Source organism: uncultured Shimia sp. (assembly GCF_947498095.1).
Lineage (GTDB): Bacteria > Pseudomonadota > Alphaproteobacteria > Rhodobacterales > Rhodobacteraceae > Shimia.
Genome location: NZ_CANMJE010000004.1, coordinates 55321 through 72576, shown reverse-complemented (window position 1 = coordinate 72576; position 17256 = coordinate 55321). Strand labels below are relative to the sequence as shown.

Annotated in this window: 19 protein-coding genes and 1 tRNA gene; 7 read left to right on the top strand and 13 right to left on the bottom strand. The window is 56.6% G+C overall.

All coding sequences use genetic code 11. The features are described 5' to 3' along the window. Window positions 1-15: 15 nt before the first annotated feature. The 3 genes from trpB to Q0932_RS09125 all read left to right on the top strand — a co-directional run bounded on the left by trpB (window position 16) and on the right by Q0932_RS09125 (window position 3062). Window positions 16-1269 carry a tryptophan synthase subunit beta gene (gene trpB / locus Q0932_RS09135; RefSeq protein ID WP_299351602.1) on the top strand — a complete coding sequence of 418 codons (1254 nt, stop codon included), beginning with the start codon at window positions 16-18 and terminating at the stop codon, window positions 1267-1269. Window positions 1270-1295: 26 nt separating this feature from the next. Then, window positions 1296-1607: a hypothetical protein gene (locus Q0932_RS09130; protein WP_299351600.1), complete on the top strand. Its 312-nt coding sequence runs from the start codon at window positions 1296-1298 to the stop codon at window positions 1605-1607. Window positions 1608-1697: 90 nt separating this feature from the next. Beyond that, window positions 1698-3062: an FAD-dependent oxidoreductase gene (locus tag Q0932_RS09125; RefSeq protein ID WP_299351980.1), complete on the top strand. Its 1365-nt coding sequence runs from the start codon at window positions 1698-1700 to the stop codon at window positions 3060-3062. Between the two features lie 4 nt (window positions 3063-3066). On the opposite strand, the gene Q0932_RS09120 is transcribed toward Q0932_RS09125, so the two are convergent. The 11 genes from Q0932_RS09120 to Q0932_RS09070 form a co-directional block, all read right to left on the bottom strand. Next, window positions 3067-3438 carry a DUF2237 domain-containing protein gene (locus Q0932_RS09120; protein ID WP_299351599.1) on the bottom strand — a complete coding sequence of 124 codons (372 nt, stop codon included), beginning with the start codon at window positions 3436-3438 and terminating at the stop codon, window positions 3067-3069. 66 nt (window positions 3439-3504) lie between these two features. Further along, window positions 3505-4668 carry a serine hydrolase gene (locus Q0932_RS09115; protein ID WP_299351597.1) on the bottom strand — a complete coding sequence of 388 codons (1164 nt, stop codon included), beginning with the start codon at window positions 4666-4668 and terminating at the stop codon, window positions 3505-3507. Window positions 4669-4731: 63 nt separating this feature from the next. Then, complete coding sequence (locus Q0932_RS09110) at window positions 4732-5616, bottom strand: DUF2332 family protein (protein ID WP_366141399.1); 885 nt, start codon at window positions 5614-5616, stop codon at window positions 4732-4734. 161 nt (window positions 5617-5777) lie between these two features. Next, window positions 5778-6464, bottom strand: a complete 687-nt coding sequence (gene pth, locus Q0932_RS09105) for an aminoacyl-tRNA hydrolase (RefSeq protein WP_299351595.1) — start codon at window positions 6462-6464, stop codon at window positions 5778-5780. A gap of 155 nt (window positions 6465-6619) precedes the next feature. Next, entirely contained in the window at window positions 6620-7273 is a 654-nt protein-coding gene (locus Q0932_RS09100; protein WP_299351593.1) for a 50S ribosomal protein L25/general stress protein Ctc, read from the bottom strand. Between the two features lie 146 nt (window positions 7274-7419). Then, the gene (locus tag Q0932_RS09095) at window positions 7420-8043 is read right to left on the bottom strand and encodes a sulfotransferase family 2 domain-containing protein (RefSeq protein WP_299351591.1); all 624 of its coding nucleotides are present in this window, start codon (window positions 8041-8043) and stop codon (window positions 7420-7422) included. Window positions 8044-8103: 60 nt separating this feature from the next. Then, the gene (locus tag Q0932_RS09090) at window positions 8104-9270 is read right to left on the bottom strand and encodes an alpha-hydroxy acid oxidase (protein ID WP_299351589.1); all 1167 of its coding nucleotides are present in this window, start codon (window positions 9268-9270) and stop codon (window positions 8104-8106) included. Between the two features lie 137 nt (window positions 9271-9407). After that, window positions 9408-10112 (bottom strand): hypothetical protein, encoded by a 705-nt coding sequence (locus Q0932_RS09085; RefSeq protein WP_299351587.1) that lies wholly within the window; start codon window positions 10110-10112, stop codon window positions 9408-9410. Window positions 10113-10116: 4 nt separating this feature from the next. Beyond that, window positions 10117-10908 (bottom strand): tryptophan synthase subunit alpha, encoded by a 792-nt coding sequence (trpA, locus tag Q0932_RS09080; RefSeq protein ID WP_299351585.1) that lies wholly within the window; start codon window positions 10906-10908, stop codon window positions 10117-10119. Between the two features lie 52 nt (window positions 10909-10960). Beyond that, window positions 10961-11173 carry a hypothetical protein gene (locus Q0932_RS09075; protein WP_299351583.1) on the bottom strand — a complete coding sequence of 71 codons (213 nt, stop codon included), beginning with the start codon at window positions 11171-11173 and terminating at the stop codon, window positions 10961-10963. A gap of 12 nt (window positions 11174-11185) precedes the next feature. After that, window positions 11186-11590: a VOC family protein gene (locus Q0932_RS09070; RefSeq protein WP_299351581.1), complete on the bottom strand. Its 405-nt coding sequence runs from the start codon at window positions 11588-11590 to the stop codon at window positions 11186-11188. A gap of 93 nt (window positions 11591-11683) precedes the next feature. On the opposite strand from Q0932_RS09070, the gene ychF reads away from it, so the two are divergent. The 4 genes from ychF (at window position 11684) to Q0932_RS09050 (ending at window position 15706) form a co-directional block, all read left to right on the top strand. Next, complete coding sequence (gene ychF, locus Q0932_RS09065) at window positions 11684-12781, top strand: redox-regulated ATPase YchF (RefSeq protein ID WP_299351976.1); 1098 nt, start codon at window positions 11684-11686, stop codon at window positions 12779-12781. Continuing rightward, on the top strand, window positions 12781-13776 hold the full coding sequence (locus Q0932_RS09060; RefSeq protein WP_299351579.1) for a glycosyl transferase family 90: 996 nt from the start codon (window positions 12781-12783) through the stop codon (window positions 13774-13776). Before ychF ends, Q0932_RS09060 begins: the two co-directional genes overlap by 1 nt. Window positions 13777-13838: 62 nt before the next feature. After that, window positions 13839-13928: transfer RNA gene (locus Q0932_RS09055), tRNA-Ser, on the top strand. 1163 nt (window positions 13929-15091) lie between these two features. Then, on the top strand, window positions 15092-15706 hold the full coding sequence (locus tag Q0932_RS09050; protein ID WP_299351577.1) for a VPLPA-CTERM sorting domain-containing protein: 615 nt from the start codon (window positions 15092-15094) through the stop codon (window positions 15704-15706). Between the two features lie 633 nt (window positions 15707-16339). Here Q0932_RS09050 and Q0932_RS09045 read toward each other — a convergent pair. Together Q0932_RS09045 and Q0932_RS09040 are read right to left on the bottom strand one after the other, a co-directional pair. Next, complete coding sequence (locus Q0932_RS09045; protein ID WP_299351576.1) at window positions 16340-16768, bottom strand: hypothetical protein; 429 nt, start codon at window positions 16766-16768, stop codon at window positions 16340-16342. Then, window positions 16765-17256: a hypothetical protein gene (locus Q0932_RS09040; protein ID WP_299351574.1), complete on the bottom strand. Its 492-nt coding sequence runs from the start codon at window positions 17254-17256 to the stop codon at window positions 16765-16767. The genes Q0932_RS09045 and Q0932_RS09040 overlap by 4 nt, the downstream gene beginning before the upstream one ends.

Genomic DNA, 17256 nt, shown 5'->3' with positions numbered 1-17256 from the left:
AGGAAAGGCGACGACATGGCCGATGATCTGTTCAACAGCTTTATGAATGGTCCCGATGAAAAGGGCCGGTTTGGGGATTTTGGCGGGCGCTTTGTCTCGGAAACCCTGATGCCGCTGATCCTGGATCTTGAGGCCGAATATGAAAAGGCCAAGACCGACCCGACCTTCTGGGCCGAGATGGACGATCTTTGGAAAAACTACGTTGGACGCCCCAGCCCGCTATATTTCGCCGAGCGCACGACCGAAACATTAGGTGGCGCCAAGATTTACCTGAAGCGGGACGAACTGAACCACACAGGTGCCCACAAGATCAACAACGTGCTGGGTCAGATCATTCTGGCGCGCCGCATGGGTAAGACCAGGATTATCGCCGAAACCGGCGCCGGGCAGCATGGCGTGGCAACGGCCACGGTCTGCGCCAAGTTTGGCCTCAAATGCATTGTCTACATGGGTGCACATGATGTGCAGCGTCAGGCCCCCAACGTGTTCCGCATGCGCCTTTTAGGCGCCGAGGTGATCCCGGTGACCTCTGGCCGTGGCACGCTCAAGGACGCCATGAATGACGCGCTGCGCGATTGGGTGACCAATGTGCGCGATACCTTTTATTGCATTGGCACAGTGGCGGGGCCGCACCCTTATCCCGCGATGGTGCGTGATTTCCAGTCGATCATCGGCAAGGAAGTGAAAGAGCAACTCCCTGAGTATGAAGGGGAAGGCGCCTTGCCTGACACCGTGATCGCCGCGATCGGCGGTGGGTCGAACGCGATGGGGCTGTTCCACCCTTTCCTTGACGATCCTTCAGTGAACATCATCGGCGTTGAGGCCGGCGGCAAGGGTGTTAACGACGACATGGAGCATTGCGCCTCGCTGACCGGTGGGCGCCCCGGTGTGCTGCACGGCAACCGCACCTATCTGTTGCAGGATGACGACGGGCAAATCCTCGAAGGCTATTCGATCTCGGCAGGTCTGGATTACCCGGGCATCGGGCCAGAGCATTCATGGCTGCATGAAACAGGCCGCGCGCAATATGTGTCGATCACCGACAAAGAGGCGCTGGAAGCGTTCCAATTCTGCTGCGCTCAAGAAGGTATCATTCCCGCATTGGAACCCTGCCACGCTCTTGCCCACGTGATGAAAATTGCGCCGACATTGCCCAAAGACCATGTGCTGGTGATGAACATGTGCGGACGCGGCGACAAGGACGTTCAAACCGTGGCGCGGTTCCTGAATTTCGATATGTCCGACACCGAGGGCCGCAGTATCGATTGACGGCCCACCGGCCAATAGGGGACCATATGTTCCAACGTGTTCTGATTATTCTGTGTCTGGCCGTGAGCCTGTTGCCAATCCGGGCTTTGGCCGAGACCACCACCGTTGCGGCCATGCAGCAAGAGATGATTGATGACGGCGCCATCTGGATCCGTTTGAAAAAGACCCTGTTTGGTCGGGACAAGGTTTATGGCTACACAGATACGCACGTCCGAATTGTAGTGATTGACCCTAAGAGCGGACGCATTGTGAAGGACAAAACGATCCCCATCCCGGATCCAAATGACCTGAACACACCTGATGGAACCGGTTTATCGGTCTCGGGCGCAACGGACTAAGCGTGGGTGCTCGAGCTGTCCGTTAGAGGGTGCAGTTTCCGGGTTTGATTTTTACTTGAACAGGATGCTGGCGCTATGCAACCTGCGCCAATGCGTAAGATTACTGAACCCGCCCGCGACATTGATGTGATCCACGAAACCGATGTTCTGGTCGTCGGATCAGGGCCCGGTGGCCTGTCCGCCGCCCTGGCTGCGGCGCGTGCAGGTGTGGCTGTGACCCTGGTTGAACGGTTTGGCTGTTTTGGGGGCAACATCACGGTTGTCGGGGTTGAGGGCATGCATTGGTATCGACACGAACAAACCGTGGAATCCGATGGAATTGCACGAGAGTTCGAAGAGGCGGCCAAGGCAGCAGGTGCCGCCGTGCCTGAAAGCCAGTCCCTGAGTTATGAGATCGACAGTGAAGGGTTCAAACTGGTCGCCGACCGCATGGTGGAAGACGCAGGCATTCATCCCATGTTGCACCGGTCTTTCGTGGCGCCGATCATGGCAGGCGATATGATCACTGGCATCATCACCGAGAGCAAAGCCGGGCGCGAGGCGATTCTGGCCAAGCGGGTGATCGATGCCACCGGAGACGCTGACGTTGCCCACCGCGCCGGCGCGCCAACAACCAAGGCGCCACGCGAAGATCTGATGGCGGCCTCGGTGATGTTTCATGTCGCAGGTATCGACAAAGACAGGTTCATCCAAGGCGTCAAAGCGGACCCGCAGACCTATAAAGACTGGGGCGGTGGTGGTGAATGGAACATCGAAACCACTGGTAAAGAGGACGAGATGTTCTCGCCTTTCCTGCACAAGCCTTTTGCCCGAGCGATTGAGGCGGGCATGATCCCGCCGCATCTGAACACCATCGCTGGCACATGGGGGGCGGCCCATGACACGGGCGAGCTGACCTATATGAACCTGATCCATTTGGCGGGTTGTGATGGCACCGACCCTGACGACCTGACGGCAAATGAGATCGAAGGGCGGCGTCAAGCCATGCTGGCGATTGAGGCGCTGCGGGCCTTCACGCCGGGATGCGAGAACATCCGGCTGCGAAACTTTGGTATGACCCTCGGCATTCGAGACACGCGCAAGGTGACCACGCAGTACATCATGACCAATGAAGATGCGCGCGAGCAGGGACGGTTCGAGGATTCCATCGGCATCTTCCCGGAGTTTATCGATGGCTACGGTACTCTGATCCTGCCCACCACGGGGCGGTACTTTGAGATCCCCTATCGCAACCTCTTGCCCGGAAAGGTGAAGAACCTGTTGGTGTCGGGTCGGGCGACGGGAGGCGAAAAATATGCCCATGCCGCCACCCGCAACATGGCGTGTTGCGCGGTGATCGGGCAGGGCGCAGGCGTCGCGGCGGCCCTGTCGATCAAATCCAATCGTGAATTGGAAGAGATCGAGATCACCTCAATCCAGTCCGAGTTGAACCGGCAAGGAGCACGGGTCCACTAGGGCGCTACCTCGCGGCATTTTCCTGCAAGATCTCCAATGGTACGATCTCAAGGGTTTTCTGATGCGTCGCCTGCAGCCGCACCTTTGGCGCGCAGCCTTCGTCATGGGCCTGATAAAACCGCGAGGCGCAGAGACACCATTGGTCGCCCGGCTTCAGGCCCGGAAACCCATAGTCGGTTTGAGGAGTGCTCAGGTCGTTGCCCACGTATTTTGAGAACGCCAGAAACTCGGCCGTCATCACGGCGCATACCGTGTGCACGCCCTGATCTTCGTAGCAGGTGTTGCAATGGCCATCGCGAAAGAATCCGGTAACCGGATCGCGTGAACAGGATTCCAGGGCTGTTCCCAGCACGTTGACCGAGGGCTCCATCTGCATGGCCATGCTCCTTACATCTGCCCCTTCAATCTAGGGGCAGTCGGGCATTCCGCCAAGCCCACGGCCTTAGAGCGCCTCGGCAATCTGGCGGAACATGGCGATATTGCCGTCGGTGATGCCGGCTTCCTTGAACCGTCGGTCAGCTGAGTTCATCGCAATGACAACGCCAAGCGGGCGGTTGACATAGATGTACTGGCCGTAGATGCCGATGCCAAAGAACTCGCCTTCGCGGGCGTCTTTGGGCATCCACCACTGATAGCCGTATTGCAGCGCGCCGGGAGCGGTTTTGGCGCTGGGGATTGTGCTTTTCACAACCCAATCGTTGGGCACGACCTGAGCGCCGTTATACATACCGTTTTGCAGGAACATCTGGCCAAAGCGGGCATAGTCACGGGTGCGCAGGTTCAACCCGCCAAGCACAAAGGCGACGTTGTTGCCATCAACGATGTAAAGCGGGCTGGCCTCGAGTCCTAACGGTTGGACCACCTTTTCCGACAAGAGCCCAGCAATGTTGCGGCCCGTCGCACCACGGATCACCATGCTGAGGACATGTGTGTCGATCGACACATACTGCCATTGAGTGCCGGGTTCGATAAAGGTCTCTTTCAGCCCGGCTGCGAACTGATCCATTGACCCACCAAGGGCCAGAACCCGGCTCATCCGGTTGATGTCAGAGTTGAAATCCAGATAGTCCTCGTCAAAGACGATGCCGCTGGACATCTGCAGCACATCGCGGATTGAGGCACCGTCATATGCGCCGCCCTTGAGCGAGGTCGCGTATTTCACCACCGGATCATCCAGCGAGTCGATATGGCCTTCGGCCACGATCACCCCGAACAGGGCCGACAGGAATGATTTGGCGACCGAGAATGACATGCGACGGTCAGTGTCGGTGGTGTCTTGGTAATAGGATTCATGCACCAAGGCGCCATCCTTCAAGACGACAAGTCCGGTGATGGTGCGCTCCGCAACCCAAGGTCCAACCGCTTCGGGCAGGGTGGCCTCGGGGCCTTGTGACAGGTCAGAGACCGGGCCTTCGCCGCGTGGGACTTCGCGGGTTGGAAAGAGGTGCTCCATGCCAGAGAAATTGGCGACGATCTTGTCCTCGTCATAAAGCGTCACAACCGAGTAAAGCTGTTCGATCTCGGTACGTTTCCAAAATCCGACCGCAACCAACGCAAGGATCAGCGCCAGCAGGATGCGCCCCAGCCACTTTCCAAAAGTCCGCATGTGTTGTCTCTCCTAGTTTTATGTCGATTGCACCCTGCGCGGTGGTGTTTGGCAAGTGTGACGTCAGGTGAGCGTATCCGGACCTTGCCAGTCAACCCAGCGTCCGTGAAAATCGATCCGCCCCAGGTTTAGCCGCAGATCACGCGGCCAAAGACGCAAGGACAGGTGTGCTCCGGGCAGATCGCTGCCGTCGGTCTCCATGCGCAACCATGCGAGTGGGGATTGGTCGGTCGCCGTTGCACCTGCCGCTTCGATCAGGTCTGTGCCGCGGGTTTGGGCGCCCGCCGGGAAATACTGCCACGCGACCGTGTGATAGATCAGGTGCATCTGTCCCGGTGCGTGCGCAAGGCGGGCCTGCAACCAGTCGATGGCATCTGCCTTGTCGACCGGAGCATCCTGAACGGTGATGGCAGCGCTGATGCGGACCAGCCGCTCGGCCTGATCCGGCCAGAGATAGGCCATCAGCCGCAGTGCCCCCTCAGGGTCATGGGCATCCAGCGGGTTCAGATCGACGCCACGCCGCTCAACGATACTGAGCGCTGCAGGCTGCGGGCAGGGGCCGTGCCAGTCCGGATGAAGGGTAAAGGCGGGATCCTCCGGGCCGTATCTTTGTTCGCCTGTTCGCAGGCCAAAGCGATCGAACATCAGGTTCAACCCGCCGCTGGCGCCAAGTTCTGACAGTCTAAGGGGTAAATCATAGCGCGTGGCCAGCAGGGATGCGCCCGCGATCAGGGCCGCTGCACGACGCACTTCGTTGGTTTGCGGGGCATGGGTGACCCACTCAGAGAGAAACACGTCATGGGTGCGCAGGGCGGTACTTACAGCGTCCCACAAAGCCGCATCGCTGACGTCAGCCGGGGGATAAGTGGCCTCTAGCCCTGTATCCAACCCTCTGAGGCGCAGCGCATGCAGACCACCGGCAACGCGCAAGGGCAGGCTGTCGGCCATTGGGCCGATGTCGCCGGGCCAGTCAGCCAGCTTGTGTGCCAGAACGGTGTTATCGGGTCAGTTCGCCGCCAGCAGACGCAACAGGCGCCCCATGAAGGGGCTGTCCAGCCCTTCACAATGGCCAGCTTGCTCCAGAAATGTTGCTTTCAGGGCAGCGTCGCTCACCGAAACTTGTCCACGAGTTTTTGCAAGGCGCTGCGGGGCTCTTCCTGTGGCGTTTCAACCTTGGGCGCGGGCGCCTCGGCGGGTTTTTCTTTGGGTTTGGTGGTCGAGGAGCGGGGCGGCTTCACCCGCAAGGCAACCGCGTTCATGAACTTGCTATTGTCGCCGTCGGCCAGATATGACGCCCCGTCGGCAATGCCACGCAGCAGATCGTCCAGCCATTCCTGATCGGCCTTTGAGAAATCACGTAGCACATAGCCAGAGACTGCGTTCTTGTGGCCCGGGTGACCCACACCGATACGTACTCGGTCGTAATGCGGGCCGATGTGTTGGTGGATCGACCGCAACCCGTTGTGCCCGGCATGGCCGCCGCCCGCCTTGGCCCGGCATTTGCCCGGCGCGAGGTCCAGCTCGTCGTGAAACACAGTGATGTCCACCGAGTCGAGTTTGTAGAACCGCATTGCCTCGCCAACAGATTGGCCCGAGAGGTTCATAAAGGTTTCCGGGCGCAACAGCAGAACCTTTTCGCTGCCCAATCGACCTTCGCTGATCGTGCCCTGAAATTTGGACTTCCACGGGCCAAAGCCATGCTCTTCGGCAATGCGCTCAACGGCCATGAAGCCGACATTGTGGCGGTTGCCTGCATATTTCGCGCCGGGATTTCCCAGCCCTACAAAGAGTTTCATTGCGTCCTGCCCGATTGAGGTCTGTGTCACATGTATAAGATCGTGGGTCCCGCGGTGCAATCTCGCGTCGTAAGACAAGGCCGCGATCTCAAACAAAAAACGCGACCCCGAAGGGCCGCGTTTTCCAATCAGTTGCCAGCCAGAAGGCGCGAGGATTATTCCTCTGCTTCGGCTTCTTCTTCTGCAGCGACTTCGACCTCTTCGCCACCTTCTTCGTCTTCGCTGTCCGAAGAACGCAGGCTCGAAGGTGCCGAGATGTTGGCGATGACAAAGTCACGGTCGATGGTCGGCGTTGCGCCGTCCGGCAAAGTTACGTCCGAAATGTGCACGATGTCGCCCACTTCCATACCTGCCAGATCAACAACGATCTTTTCAGGGATGTCACCGGCGGTCACGCTCAGCTCAACCTCGGGACGTACAACGGTCAGAACACCGCCTTTTTTGACGCCGGGTGCTTCTTCTTCGTTGATGAACTCAACGTGGATGAAGAGAGCGATCTTCGATGTGCGGCGCAGACGCAGCAGGTCGATGTGGGTCGGCAGGTCTTTGACAACGTCACGCTGAACGCTCCGGCAGATGACGCGAACGTCCTCTTCGCCTTCGACTTTCAGGTTAAAGAGGGTCGACAAGAAGCGGCCACTCTTCAGCTTTTTCAGCAATACGTTAAAAGGAACCTGAATTGCCATCGGGTCGGCTTCGCCGCCATAAACAACACCAGGTACAAAGCCTGCACGACGTGCTTGACGAGCGGCGCCCTTGCCTGTCCCCGTCCGGACTTCGGCGTGAAGATCAGGGATCTGTCCAGCCATTTGAATTCTCCAATTTGATAAGGGCGGGGCTCCTCCAAGGCTGTAGCCCCGCGTGAAGCCGTGCCTTTACCCCAAGCTGTCACGTTTGGAAAGAGGATTCGCGGCAAAAGCCCCAAGTTTTTCAGGGTTATCGCCGTAAAAAGATCTTAAGGCGTGGGATAGTCCCGCAAGACCCCGCCTGCGTCGCGAATTCGCGCATAAAGATCAAACTCTTGCTGTCTCGCTGCTCGCAGTTTGGCCTCGACCTCGGGAGAGATCGGTGCCGGGATGTCGGGCGAGACATTCTTGTCCTTAAAGGTCAGGTCTTCTTCGAACCGATCCGCCAGAAACCCCTTGAGCAGGTCCTGTTGTTCGTAGGCAAATAGGTGGTGCACTGGCACGCTGCCATCGCGGATTGACAGGAACCGGTACTGTGACCCGATTGCCTTGCTGACCGTGGGGGTGTCGCTGATTGCGTCGAGCACAAATTCATCAAAGCTGACGCCGCGGGTGCTGGTGGCACTGTCGGTGATCTTTCGTCGACTGCGGTATTTGTACCAACTGCGCAGCTGATCCACCGGGTCGCGCATCACGGCGAACCGTTCCGGCGTCAGATCAAAGGTGCGGCGTAAAAAGGGGGCAAACTTGGAATGGTATTTGCCCACCGTCATGTGTTTCACGCGTCTGCCGAAAATGATGTCCGCATGCGGTTTCATGGCCATGGAATAGGCTGTGGTTCCGGTCTTGGGCACCGAAAAGAACGTAAGATTCTGTTTGAAAAAAACCAACACTGCCAATCACCTGCCTGCCTGCCGCACTATCGCGCGACAGGCCAGCCAAGTCAAAGGGTGTCAACCCTGCCAGCGCCCTTCAAAGTCCTCGGGGATCAACAGGATATCGCGGTCCAATTCCTCAATCCGGCGGCGCCCGCACAGCGCCATTGAGATGTCCAGCTCGTTGCGGATCACCTCAAGCGCAGTTTCCACGCCTTTCTGGCCCATCGCGCCCAACCCATAGACAAAGGCGCGTCCGATATAGGTGCCCTTGGCGCCGATCGAGACGGCCTTGAGCACGTCCTGGCCCGAGCGGATACCGCTGTCCAGATGCACTTCGACCTGATCGCCGACGGCCTCAAGGATCGAGGGCAGGGCGCGGATGGAACTCAGCGCGCCATCCAATTGCCGTCCACCGTGGTTTGAAACGATGATCGCATCGGCCCCGACACTCAGCGCCATCTTGGCGTCTTCGGCGTCCAGAATACCCTTGAGGATCACCGGGCCGCCCCATTCTTCCTTGATCTTGGCGATCTTGGCCCAGTCCAGTGACGGGTCAAAGCTTTCCTTAGTCCAGGCACCGAGATCGGCGGCATCGGAAATCCCATCAACGTGGCCGACGATATTGCCAAAGTTGCGGCGTTTGGCGCCAAGCATCTCAATGCCCCAGCTCCATTTGGTCATCAGGTTGGCAATGGTCGAGAGGGTCAGTTTGGGCGGGGCTGAAAGGCCGTTTTTCAGGTCCTTGTGGCGTTGGCCCAAGATTTGCAGGTCCAGCGTAATCACGAGCGCCGAACATTTGGCGTCTTTGGCGCGCTGGATCAGGCGGCTGACGTAATCCGTGTCGCGCATGGTGTAAAGCTGGAACCAAAAGGGTTTGCTCGTCGCCTCGGCCACCTCTTCGATTGAGTTGATCGACATGGTCGAGAGCGTAAAGGGCACACCGAATTTCTCAGCCGCGCGCGCCGCTTTGATCTCGCCATCGGCGCATTGCATCCCTGTCAGTCCCACGGGCGCCAGCGCCACCGGCATCGACACATCCTGACCGATCATATGGGTCGCGGTCGAGCGGCCTGTCATATCGACGGCAACACGCTGTTTCAGATAGATCTGGTCAAAGTCCGAGGTGTTCTCGCGAAAGGATTGCTCCGTCCAACTGCCTGACTCGGCATAGTCGTAGAACATGCGCGGCACACGGCGGTGGTAGATGCGTTTCAGGTCGTCGATGCAGGTAATGACGGGCATTTTGGCTCACTTTCCCTCATATTGGTAAATGTTCTTTACCAATATGACCTGTTTCTGGCAAGTGCGTCATTGCGCGCATCTGACCAATTCGCGCGGGTCATCACAAAAATTGGTTTAAAACTGCTATGATTTGGTGGTCAGCGGGACTTGTCGCCCAGATAGGCCATGCTGAGCGCCGTTGCCGTGAGCATTGCGGGCAGAATTGTCAGGATCGTGGCCAGCGTACGGAACAGCGTGCGGGGCAGCAAGCCATCGCCAAGGCTGCCAATAAGCCAGCCCAATTGCCCCAAGATCATGAACCCGATCAGGCTCAAGGCAATCGGTCCAATAACCAAGTTCAGGGCCGTTTTGCCAAACGTCGCACGGCCACGAGCCAAGGCTGATTTCAGCGAGGTATCACCGCGCTCTGCGCAGGCGGGTAGCGTGGTGCCAATAAGCCCAAAGATCAGGACAAAGGCCGGGACGGTCAGAAATATGCCCCACATCGCCATTTCGATTTCTGCCAGAAAGGCGTCGGGATCGACAATGCCTGCCGTATTCAACACCATAAATCCGCCGGTCATAACGAGGATCAGCGCAAGAAAGAACGCCACGAACCGCAGGACGTAGCCAAAGAGAGGAATGCGAGACTCGTCTTTGCCGCGGGTTGGCAGTGGGTCAGACCAAGGGAACACCTCGTCCAGCTGGATCATGCGATGTGTGTAGAGCATGGTCATGCCAGCAAAAACTAGCGTCACAACGCCCGCCGCCGACATCAGCATTTCCAGCATCACCACCACAACCACCACCACCGTGTAAAAGGCGATGTTGCGTTTCAGCGTGGCAAGGGCGAGCGCATACACAGGATCAGGCGCGATGCGCGCCGTCGGACAATGACTTCACAAAGGCCAGCACGTCGTCCACCGGCTTGCCCGCACCAATTTGGCTGACAATGGCCGAGCCAACGACAGCCCCATCCGCAACGCGTGCGATGGCCTCGGATTTCTCTGGCGTGTTGATGCCAAAGCCGACGATCACCGGCAGATCGGTTGAGGCTTTGATACGCGCCACTTCCGGGCCAACATCGCCGGCTTGCGCTTCGGCAGCACCCGTGATGCCGGTGACCGACACGTAATACACAAAGCCCGAAGTGTTCTGCAGCACCTTGGGCAGGCGCTTTTCATCCGTGGTCGGGGTGGCCAACCGAATAAAGTTCAGACCTGCTTTTTGCGCTGGAATGCACAGTTCATCATCTTCTTCCGGGGGCAGGTCGACGACGATCAGGCCGTCGATGCCCGCTGCCTTGGCATCGGTCAAAAACTTGTCGACGCCGTGGCTGTAGATTGGGTTGTAGTAGCCCATCAACACGATCGGCGTGGTGTTGTCGGTCTTGCGAAACTCAGTTGCAAGATCTAGCGTCTTTTGCAGGGTCATGCCCTGATCCAGCGCGCGCTGACCGGCAAGCTGGATGGTGGGACCATCCGCCATCGGATCGGTAAAGGGCAGGCCCAGTTCGATCACATCCACACCCGCAGCGGGCAATCCTTTGACCACCTCAAGCGAGGTGTCATAGTCGGGGTCGCCCGCCATCACGTAAGCCACAAAAGCCTTTTTGCCTGCGGCGTTCAGGTCGGCGAATTTCTGATCGATGCGAGTCATGGGCACCCCTTATGTCTGTCGCAGACCGATGTGCCTAAAACTTTGGGGGAAATCAATCCTCCGTCGCGTCTGAATTGGCTTTCCGTGCGCGGAATGCGATGCAGATGCGCCGGAATAGCGATGGGCGGTTGCTCAGTCCGCGCAGTCTGGGCTTGCTGCTCAGGCGGTCGAACTCGTGTACGTCGATCACCCGTTCCGCGCAGCCACAGCCCTCACCAAGGGCCACTTTGCGGTAATAGAACTTTTGAAAATCATGCTCTCGCATTTTGGTCACTCCTTATTCGGTCAGAACGCCGATCATCCAACTTGTGCCAAAGCGGTCGGTGACCATGCCAAAAGCCGGGGAAAAGAACGTTGTTTCATAAGGCATCATCACGGTGCCGCCCTCGGCCAGAGCATCGAACAGTTTCTGGCCTTCTGCCTTGTCAGCCACCGGGTGATTGACAGAGACTCCGGCCATGTCCTCGGCCGGCATGCCGGGAGGATGATCGGAGGCCATCAGGGAAGCGTCGCCCAGCATGATATGAGAATACATCACACGGTCCGAAGGCGGCAGGTCTTCGCCCTCTGGCGCATCTGTATAGCGCATGATCTGCAGATCGGTGGCGCCAAACAAGTCGGCATAGAACTGCATCGCCTCGGCGCAATTGCCGTCGAAATTGAGATAGGGAATGAATGCCATGGGTTTGTCCTCCTGGTGCCAGTTTAACACATGGCTTGCGTCGCCCGTAGTCTAACCCTAGAAGCACAAGCGAATATGACACTGGAGGCCGATATGGGCTTTAAAATGGGGATCGTGGGGCTGCCGAACGTCGGCAAATCCACGCTGTTCAACGCACTGACCAGAACCGCTGCGGCACAGGCTGCAAACTTTCCGTTCTGTACCATTGAGCCGAACGTCGGCGAAGTGGGCGTTCCTGACGCGCGGCTGGACAAGCTGGCTGCCATTGCCCAATCGAAACAGATTATCCCCACGCGAATGACCTTTGTGGACATTGCAGGCCTTGTGAAAGGCGCCAGCAAGGGGGAGGGCCTTGGCAACCAGTTCCTCGCCAATATCCGCGAAGTTGACGCGATTGCCCATGTCCTGCGCTGCTTTGAAGATGGCGACGTGACCCACGTTGAGGGGCGCGTTGACCCGGTGGCGGATGCCGAAACCATTGAGACCGAGCTGATGCTGGCCGACATCGAAAGCATCGAAAAGCGCATGCAGGGTCTGGTGCGCAAGGTGCGCGGTGGCGACAAGGAAGCAGTTCAGCAGGAACGTCTGTTGAAAGACGCGCTGGCGGTTTTGGAAGAAGGCCAGCCCGCGCGCGTGGTTGAGGTTGCTGAAGATGACGTCAAAGCCTGGAAGATGCTGCAGCTTTTGACCACCAAGCCAGTGCTTTACGTTTGCAACGTTGGTGAATCCGAGGCGGCAGACGGCAACGAACACTCGGCCAAAGTGGCTGAGATGGCGGCCGCTCAGGGCAATGGTCACGTGATTATCTCGGCGCAGATCGAAGAAGAGATCAGCCAGTTGGAAGACGACGAAGCGACCATGTTCCTTGAAGAGATGGGGTTGGAAGAGGCGGGGCTCGACCGTCTGATCCGCGCTGGTTACGAACTGCTGCATCTGGAAACCTATTTCACAGTCGGCCCGAAAGAGGCCCGCGCGTGGACCATCAAACAAGGCACCATGGCACCTCAGGCCGCGGGCGTGATCCACGGCGACTTTGAAAAAGGCTTTATCCGCGCCGAAACCATTGCCTATGATGACTTTATCGCCTGCAATGGCGAGCAAGGCGCCAAAGAAGCCGGCAAGATGCGTGCTGAGGGCAAAGGCTACGAAGTGAAAGACGGGGACGTTATGCACTTTTTGTTCAATAACTGATGCGGCGGGCGCTGGTCGGACTGCGAAAATGGGGCGAGATCGCCTGGTGGATGCGCCAGACCGGGTCCCCAATGCCGCAAATCCGCGTGCGCCACTCGGACGAGTTTACCATTCCCTGGGATGTGGTGATCGAGCCCAATGGTTCTGGCTTTGATGTGGTTTATGGCACAGCGCTACTGAACAGCCACCACAATCAGTTCTCAAACACCATCGCCAAGGTGACGCCCGCGCTTTATGCCCGGATGCTGTCCAGTGACGACGTAGGGCGCATCGTTGTGAACCTGTCTGACGGGGATTATTACGGCCAGGCCGGTTTCATGTATTGCACCAACTGGGATCGGATAACCCCGCTGCCTGATTGGTATTTCTTCCGCTCGAATGGGTTCGCCGAGATGCGGGCAAAGGTGGTGGATTATGCAAAGCCGTGGGAGGCCCGCAGCGACGATTTTGTCTGGCGCGGCAGCACCACGGGCAACGGCTATTTCACCGTGTTCCCGCATCTGATGACGCATCCCACCACTAAGCAGCGCATGCAGATGGCCGCACATGCGCAAGGCACCGAGCTGGATTTTGCCTTTACGGACACGCCCGGTAGCCACCAATATGCGGCGCTGAAACAGCGCGGGTTCATTGCCGACAGGGTGGTCAACACCACCTGGTTCACCAAGAAATACGCTTTCGATATCGATGGATATTCCTGCACCTGGGACAACCTGTTTCATCGCCTGCTGATGGGCTGTTGCGTGCTGAAAGTCGAAAGTACCTTTGGCTTTCGGCAGTGGTATTACGACGATATGCGCGCTTTTGAGCACTATGTGCCGATCCGGGCTGATTGCGCCGATCTGCAGGAAAAACTCGCCTGGGTGCGCGACAATGATGTCGAAGCCCGAGCGATTGCCGAAGCCGGTCAGGCGCTGGCGCTCGAGATGACGTTTGAGCGTGAAATGAAGCGCGGCGCCGAAGCTATCGAGCAAAACTGGGCACGCTATATCTGACCTCTGTTTTGCCCCGATTTTCCGCTTGTCATTCCCTGTCCGGCCCGGCTATACGCGTCGGCGGAGACGTGGCCGAGTGGTCGAAGGCGCTCCCCTGCTAAGGGAGTAAACGTTAACGCGTTTCGAGGGTTCGAATCCCTTCGTCTCCGCCAGCAATTTTCCTTAAATTCTTGAGTTTAAGCAAGAAAATTGCTTTGGTTTTTTTTAATTCCCCCAATTAATCCCCCAAGTAGTCGTGCCTCCTGACTGTTTTTCGCCTGTGAATTGCAGCCTAACAGGGAAATGAAGGCTAAAGACTTCCCATACAATTCCGTTGAAATCGAATGGGCCTTCTGCGGATGGTTCGGGAAATACTGAAAATTACGCTTCTGTGAATTGGTTGGAGATGAAACAGAACTACCGTAAGCTCTGGCCAACATCGCCAAAGATTGTCCCGGGGATAGGCCTAGCGCCTATGCGATGCACGGGAACTGCAAGCCGTTCTACCCTCAGCTGGTCAGGTTGTAAGGGGAAACTTTGTTTACGTATCCCCTGACGCCGCCAATACATCTCTTGCTATCATCTTTGTCGCTGGGTCGCCCCATTTAGGGCCCTGCAAATATACTGTCCCTAAGGGCGGGGTTTCGGCCCCGTCCTATTTTCTTTTTTGGAAGCCGCCACTTTTGAGAATGCGTCGGGTTTTGCCGACTAGGCGGCCAATGTCTGCCGTCAAAGGTATTGGAGATGACGCGTTACGAATGCAGATTTCTGCACCGGTTCAATCGGGCAATTCGGTTTGACCGGTTCTTGATAAATCTGGAGTAGTCATTGGTGTGGTCGTTTCGAAACTTGATGCCAAACTCATGGCTGACCTCATAGGGGAAATTCCACAAAATGTGAACTTTGCCGTGCGCGGCGAGATTGCAAAGTTATTCTTGTTCCAAGCAGGTGTCACACCAATGGAATCCAATCTTGCGGAAGCAATTTCTCCCACTGATATAGTGTAAACGGCCTCAAGCTTTGTGGTCCATATTATGTGTGATTGAACCAAACAGCCTACAAGAAACCTAAAAGCCTTGAACGTCCTCTACACGGTTGTCCGAAACGCTTGGCAGTTGGTTTTCTGTCGACAAAAGGCGAACCCACTTCTCCTGTCTCCCGCGCGCGTATTGGTCTCGTTCGCCCTATTCTTCCAAATTTGGCTACACTCTGATCGAAATTAGGTAACTGTTTCTGATGCCTGGCCAATTCCGCCATTTCTTTGACTCAGATTATGAAATGTGGCAATACTTAGGCACAATAAAATGAAATTCTTTGAATTCTGATTGGATCCATAATGACTAAATTTGTAGCGAAGCCCAATTCAAGCGGACTTATTCGAAATTTTTTGGCGGTGTTTGTCTTAGCTTTTTCGGTGGTTGGAACAGCCAATGCCGCGACGACAAACTTTGGACCAGTTTATACTTACAGTACGGGTGCATCCGTATCTGTTGACGTTGCCGTAGACTCGTCATCGACCATTTTGACAGGGTTTGATCTTATACTCCAAGGAGACTTCAGTTATCCTACGACCGAGTATCTTGGCATAACTATCGACGGGGTTTCTATCGGTACTATTTTCGACGGAAACACCTCAAATGATCCATTCAATTTTCTCAATGACACAGGAAACGATTTTGGAAACCCGCCTTTGTCTGGTTCTGCATCTCTAAACCTGGATATCAGTTCTTTGGCTTCAGACGGATTTTTGAAAATCATATTTCAAACGGGACCAGGAACTAATTTCAGTAGTTTAGGGTCAGGCGTTTTCTCAGGAGAAACTTTCTACGCGGCGTTTCAGGGAAGCTTAACTACAGATTCCATCTCCCCAGTCCCACTTCCAGCGGCAGGCTTCCTGCTACTTGCTGGCCTAGGTGGTCTTGGCGCACTTCGTCGTAAGAAAAAATCATAATAGCTACTTCGGTGTAGTTAGTTTAAAGGGCTTTTCTTCGGGGAGGCCCTTTTCTTTTCGGAGAGACAGAAGATGTATCTTCTCCATCGCTTCCAAGAGCGAACTTAACGCCAGCTCACTTCTATTTATGCAGTCATTCACGCCATGTGCCGCGAAAGCCCGCTCCCCGCCCCTAGTGTCGAGTTGAGCTTGGTGCAGCATAGGCACAACATCGGCCCCCAATGCGGTTGCTTTCGGCCCACAACCCCGCGCGCGTATTGGTCGCGTTCATTGTCCAGTTGGGCTCTCCCAACTGGTGCGTCTAAGCCTCGCTGCCCTCTTCCGGCACCCTTCACAGCAATACTTGGCATCCGCCCTACGCCACTCTGGCAAGCCATTGAGGCACCAACGGCAATACCAATCATTACGTAGAACTCTGAACAGCATCGCAACGGCGCGCTTCCGTCGATTGCCAGCATTCCCCGTCCAAAAGTAGTTTTCGTGAGTTACGGTCGGCCGCTGGCCTTCCTCTCGATTAATCCAAACAGCGTGCGGGTCAGGTCCTGGCATTCTGCGCTCTTTCTATCTCAGCACCCAAAGGCGGGCTAAATGTTTAGTTTTGTTAAGGTTGGCGCATATAACTCCTGCCTTCTTTCAGGCACCGTGGCTTGTTGGAAAGCCCGGCTTGGAAGTGTGCACAGTGAGATGCGCTTTGGTTTCCTTGTTGGCGATTTGCTTTTGAATTGATACGGGTGCCCCAAGCACTTTTGAGTGTCGCAGAGTGTATGCACCACGTCCCACAACATCTATCGCCACACCCCGCCATGACGGGCAGTCATCTGGAACTTTGTCACTGTTGCCACGTGGGAAGGTGCGAGCGTCGGCTTGGCTGATTTGAATGACATGCGGCTCGCAGTTGTTTTGCAGCATGACTGTGAAGGTCCTCTTAAGCAGAGCAACGGCTCGCGGGTGCTCGACGGGCACAAGGTTTCCTGTGGCATCGTAGTCGAAGCAGCAACCAGCCAGCACAGTGGCCGTGTGCTGCGCCTGTGACCGCATCTTGCGGCGCTGGGCGCGGTTCATGTCGCGTCCTCCCACTGTCGCGTCAGGCCGCTCCAATGCTTTCCTGTGTTGCCGTGTTTGTCCCACTCGCTGAGTTCCCGCCATTCTGCGAGGCTGACAACCTTGCCTGTCCACGTGCGAGGGCTGCCTGCAACTGCGCGGCCATAAGGGTACTTTTCGTCTGTTGCTTTTACGGCGCGGGAAAACTCTGATTGGCCGCCTTCCTTTACCGCGTTCGAAAACTCCTCGCCATCGCCGCTATCTTTCGCTGCTTTCAGTGATGCGGCCTGCGTTTCTTTTCCTGCTTTACGGAAAACACCCGGTTCAGACTCAGTTGCTAAAGTCGCTAAACTTGCTAAACGGCCATCGCCCATAACCTCGGTTTTCACACCGTCATGGGCTGCTAAACTTGCTAAACTTGCTAAACGGGGTGCTTGTTTAGCAAGTTTAGCAGGTGGTTCCGGTTCAGGATTTATTTCCTGCAAGGCGGCGTAGGCATCAAAGAACAT